At 40.4% G+C, this 5,165-nt stretch carries 4 protein-coding genes; 2 read left to right on the top strand and 2 right to left on the bottom strand.

Annotation, left to right across the window (positions count from 1 at the left end; genetic code table 11):
- Positions 1-86: 86 nt before the first annotated feature.
- Together IBX42_RS11100 and IBX42_RS11095 are read left to right on the top strand one after the other, a co-directional pair.
- Positions 87-710 carry a multiheme c-type cytochrome gene (locus tag IBX42_RS11100; protein ID WP_294932912.1) on the top strand — a complete coding sequence of 208 codons (624 nt, stop codon included), beginning with the start codon at positions 87-89 and terminating at the stop codon, positions 708-710.
- Positions 710-2,227: a diguanylate cyclase gene (locus tag IBX42_RS11095; RefSeq protein WP_294932910.1), complete on the top strand. Its 1,518-nt coding sequence runs from the start codon at positions 710-712 to the stop codon at positions 2,225-2,227. Before IBX42_RS11100 ends, IBX42_RS11095 begins: the two co-directional genes overlap by 1 nt.
- Here the strand turns inward: IBX42_RS11095 and IBX42_RS11090 are convergent.
- A complete protein-coding gene (locus tag IBX42_RS11090) occupies positions 2,224-4,956 on the bottom strand; it encodes a RecB-like helicase (protein WP_294932908.1) in 2,733 nt (910 codons plus the stop codon). The genes IBX42_RS11095 and IBX42_RS11090 overlap by 4 nt on opposite strands.
- A 14-nt stretch (positions 4,957-4,970) precedes the next feature.
- Positions 4,971-5,165, bottom strand: a 195-nt coding sequence (locus tag IBX42_RS11085) for a VF530 family DNA-binding protein (protein ID WP_294932906.1), incomplete at its 5' end; no start/stop codon positions are given.

Here is a 5,165-nt window from a genome sequence, read left to right as displayed (position 1 = left end):
GGTTTTATAAATATTCAATATTTAAAATGCTACAATAAAAAAATGTGGGATTATATCATGTTTAATAAATTAACAAAAGAGTAAAAATGGGGTTGAGTTTAGTACTTAAAAAGGGGTTGTTTGCTATTTTGTTGCTACTTTTTTCTCTCTCTGTCGATGCGGCTGAAAACCAAAGGGTTATAGAGGAGTTGAACTCTCCCATGCCTGAGATTCCGCTCAAGAGGGCAATGGGAGAGAAAGCGTATAGTGATGCTATAAGCTCGAGGGAGTATAACTATGTTGGCAACTCAAAATGCCGACTTTGTCACAGAAACTTTTTTATTGGAAGAAAAAAAGATCCGCATGACCATGCCATGGAAGGTCTTGTCGCACTAGGGAAGGAGAAGAACTCTCGCTGCCTCATGTGCCACTCTACCGGTCATGGAGTGCCGAGCGGTTTTGTCGATATGGAAAAAACTCCGCGTCTTGCAAATGTTCAGTGTGAAGGTTGTCACGGTCCGGGGAACGTGCATATAGCACTGGCAAAAGACAAGAGTAGAAATGAAATCAAAAAGTTTACAGGAGGAGGCTTTCTAGCGGGAGGAGACAACCCCGAGATAGTTAGAAAAATGTGTACAAGCTGCCATACGAGTCGCTGGAATAGATCTTACCATGACCTTGACAAAGCATATAACAGCTACAAAAAAGCCGATCCAAATACGGGGCATTGATGATTTCACTTGCTAAAAAATATACAGTTCCTTTAATACTATTTTCGTTAGTTGTAGGTATAGCTTATCTATCTTACTACAACTACAAAACACAGAAAGACCTCCTGCTCAGACAGCTACACGATAACTCTCTTAATGTTGCGAGTTCCGTCTCCTCTGCTATAGAGCGGTTTCATAATATAAAATCTACTATAAGCCTTGAAAAACTTGTAGACGATGTCTCTTTCAGGCTTGAAATATTTGAGTTTAGATACCTTGGACCCGACGGCACCATCAGAAACTCAATGTTTAAAGAGGAGATAGGAGAGGTTTTATCATCTAAAAGTTTTCTTGAAACGACAAGGGGGAAGCGTAAATTAAACACATTCTCTTTCGAGATTCGCGACTTTGTAGAGGTTATGTCAATCTACCACCCGATATATCTCAATGAGAAGCTTGTAGGCATAATTGACTTAGCAGTTGATATATCCGAGTACAATCTCCAAAACGGTTCTCAGGACAACTTCTCTATACTTAGAAGACAAGTTGACATTCAAAACCTTCTAAAATCTATGGATGGCTCTATAACGAACTCTCTTGCGATACTTACAAAAACAAACATAAATGACTTTTTACATGCTTATATTGAGTCTGCAAAAAATATTGTAGAGGTCTCAATCATAGACCCGCAAGAAAATATCTACGCAAGCAGCAACAACCGACTGGTTGCAACAAAACTTAAAAACAGAAATCTTCCCGACTCAAGCATGATAGAGATTGAGGGAAAGTTAAGATACCGAACAATTATCGACTCCCATGAACACGATAAGAATGAAAAGATGAAACTGATGCTTCTTATTGATGCGACGACCTTTTTAAATCATGAAAACAGACTATTTACAACGGCTACGGTAACTGCCGCCATTGCTCTTTTATTTGCACTCTTTACCTCAAGACTTATCTACTTCTCGGCACTTGAGCAGTCTCGAGGTGAAAAAGAGCGCCTTGAGCATCTAGTAAAAGTGCGTACAAGAGAGATAGAGCTTCTAAGTCAAACCGACTCTCTTACCGGTCTTTGGAACAGACGCCATTTAGAGGAGAGCTTGGAGAGTGAATTTAAGAGGGCAAAGCGCTACAATAAAGAGCTCTCTATTATGATTATTGACCTTGATCATTTTAAATATATCAATGATACATACGGTCATATGGCCGGGGATGAAGTACTAAGAGAAGTGAGTGCTGCGATTAAAGAGTGTCAAAGAGAGACGGACTTTATAGGGCGTTACGGCGGGGAAGAGATTGTAATCATTCTGCCAGAGACAGATCTTCACACATCATCAAATATCGCAGAAACCGTAAGAGAAACAGTTGAAAGTAGACCTGTAGAGTTTGAGGGAGAGGTAATAAACGTAACTGCGAGTATTGGCATCAGCAGTCTGCGCAAAGAGCATGAAAACTTTGCAACGCTTTTCTCGGAGGCTGATGAAGCACTCTACAACGCTAAAAAATTAGGCAGAAACAGAGTAGAAGTTTTCTAGACCTTACTAATCTTAATGCCATCACTTAGAAGATAACAGATATACCCGGCTGCATCTTCTGCGGTTATCTCTTTTATAGCTCTTACATAAGAGCCGACTTGCGAGACATGCTCTTTATGATGAGAAAGAGAACTCTTATAATCAATGATAATCCAGCTTGGGAAAAGGCTCTCTTTGAGGGAGTTGCTTCTTACTAGCAAGTCTATATATTTAAGATTTTTTTTGTATCTTATCGCCTTTTCTCTATAACACTCCCCATCTACCAAAGAGATAAACTCACTGTTTTGAAGAAGCATCTCTACTCTGTGCTGCATATCTTCTATCTCTTCATCGTCCAATATATCGCCGTACTTGTTTATCATCATCGCTTTTGCATCAAGAATAGTTCTCTCATCAAACTCTGAGAGCATCTCAAGCATATAGTGGAGAGCTATTCCGAAATTGATTGATTTAAGATCATCGTCCTGACTCTTTTCAACAGCCAAAATATCGCTCTGAGTTCCGTAGTAAAGCTCTCTATACCCCAGAGATACAGCTTCTTTTTTCTCCTCTGGCTGCTCCTGTTTTTTACATCTCAAAGTGCCGAAAACCTGCTCTTGAAGCTCCAAAATATCAAACATAGAATCTTTTGATTTTAAGACTATAAACAGATTCTCTCTTGCTCTTGTAAAAGCCACATACAAGGCATTGAGGCTATCTTCAAGCACAAGAGTCTTCTCTTTTAAAAGAGCCTCTGCATACTCGGCATCCACCGCATCTCTGCCTTTTATGCGCAGGTAGATATTTTTAAGCGAAATGCCCTCATACTCGTAAATAATGGCATCACGTGAGGGTGGAGCTTTTTTGAGCCTGTCCATTACTATGACATGCTCATACTCCAACCCTTTTGACTTATGAACGGTAAGTACTCTCACACCGCTTAGCTCGGAAGCTGCCGCGCTCATGTCCATCCTCTCATACTCAAAAAGAAGCGCTTCTATATCGCTGTAGAGTGCTATTGCACTTAAAAATCTTAGAAGATTAAAGTCACTCTCAAAAAGCCCAAACTCCTCTATTGCCCCTTTGACGACATCCAAGATAGTGCTTTTGTTGAAATCTACTCTCTTTATGGAGCGCACTTCCTGCGAGATAAGCGCATAAAAGTTCTCTTTGTATATCTCTTCGCCAAAATATTGGTACTTTAGGTACTCCAAAATTGCTTTAACGCCATTTTGGTTAATAAGCTTTGTCGTCGTCTCCGTCACAACCTCTATGTTTTGCGCATGCAACGCCGCCTCAATCTCTTGCCCGTTACCATTTGTTGCGCAAAGAATAGCTATCTCATTGCTATCGGCTCCCATGTCAAGAAGTCTCTTTACCTGTACGACAACCTCTTGAAGCAGTTCGTCATTTTGTACAACCTCTACGTAACCGCCATCAGCCCCATCTCTAACAAGTTGCGGCGTGTAGTTTTTTATTCTTTGCTCAAAAACTCTGTTAACAAACGAAACAACCTCTCTTTGCGAACGGTAGTTTGTCAAAAGCTTCTCTACATGAGTGTTGTTCTGCTCTCTTACAACGTCAAAAAGAGCGCTTACCCCGCCGCGAAACCGGTAGATGGACTGCTTCACATCACCCACAAAAAAGAAGCTTCCATTCTCAAAAATGCCCTTGCCGGAGGTTATCTCATTGATAAGCGGCTTCAAAATAGCGTACTGCAAAATGCTTGTGTCTTGAAACTCATCGAGCAGCATATGTTCTATCTGCGCATCGAGTCTAAAATAGAGAAATTCACTATCTTCTAGAAGATTGAGTATCTCATAAACAAGATAGGTTACATCGCTAAAGCTGAGCTCTCCATCGTCCATGTAGAGCGCTTTTTTACTCTTTGCATAGATGTCGACAAGCTCTTTTATAGCAAAAAAGAAGTTCTGCTCTTTTGCTCTGTTTTGCTCTCTTATGTCCTCTTGAATGCTGTGAAGATGTCTGTCCATTTCGGGAGTAAAACACTTCTTAAAAGTACTGTACTCCAGCGTTTCCCTGCCTATCCAAGCCTTTGCGCTCAGCTCCTCAAAGTTTTGCGCTTCAACGGATTTTATGGCAGTGCTTGAAGCATCTTTGCATGAGGAGATTATTTTTCTAAGCTCATCCAGACTCTCCATCGCCCTGTTTTCAAACTTGCTATAATCCTGCTTTTTAAACTCTATATGCTTTAACTCTTGGAACTTAATATAAAACTCATCCAACAGCTCAAATATATTTGTAAGTCTTTTGTTTGAAGCAAGAGAGAGCGTGATAAGCGTCTCTTTTTTGCCCGCCACACTTACCTCTTTTAAAAATCGCATAAGGAGTTTTAGCTCATGTTGTGAACTGAATGTTGAGAAATCAGGCATCAAAGAGGCATAAAGAGAGAACTTTCTAAGAATCTTCGTAAAGAAGCTGTCAATAGTCATGATTTTCGTATGTACGTTTAAAAACTCCTCTAAAACCCTTTTGCGATTGGCAAGCAGATACTCTGGCGAGAGCTCCGTAACCTTGGCTATCTCATAAAGTTCATCCCTGCTCTGTAGCTCCTCGAGTGTTTGAACAATCCTCTCCTGCATCTCGTTTGCCGCTTTGTTGGTAAATGTAAGAGCAAGTATCTTTGAGGGTTCAGCGCCCTTAAAAAGCAGACTCAAATAACGCACGACAAGCATAAAAGTCTTACCGCTTCCCGCACTCGCCTCGTAAGCTAGGTTATTTATAAACACGGTATCTCCATTTATTATTTTTCGCCTTGCTTTATGCTCTTTAAATACAGCTCTTCAACTTTAGCTCTCGCCCAAGGCGTTTTTCTAAGAAACTTCAAACATGAGCTAATAGTCGGATTTATCAAAAAACATCTGATGTCCACTTTACTCCCCAACTCTTTAAACCCGTAACGCTCAACCAAAGTTTCCAAAATATGCTGCAGATTGAC

Source organism: Sulfurimonas sp. (assembly GCF_014859695.1).
In the GTDB taxonomy this organism is placed as follows: domain Bacteria; phylum Campylobacterota; class Campylobacteria; order Campylobacterales; family Sulfurimonadaceae; genus Sulfurimonas.
The sequence above is the reverse complement of the archived record's forward strand: the minus strand, read 5'-3'. Positions and strand labels throughout refer to the sequence as shown.

Coding starts and splice junctions, on each gene's coding strand:
- IBX42_RS11095 (WP_294932910.1), top strand. CDS start 710: ATGATTTCACTTGCTAAAAAATATACAGTTCCTTTAATACTATTTTCG.
- IBX42_RS11100 (WP_294932912.1), top strand. CDS start 87: ATGGGGTTGAGTTTAGTACTTAAAAAGGGGTTGTTTGCTATTTTGTTG.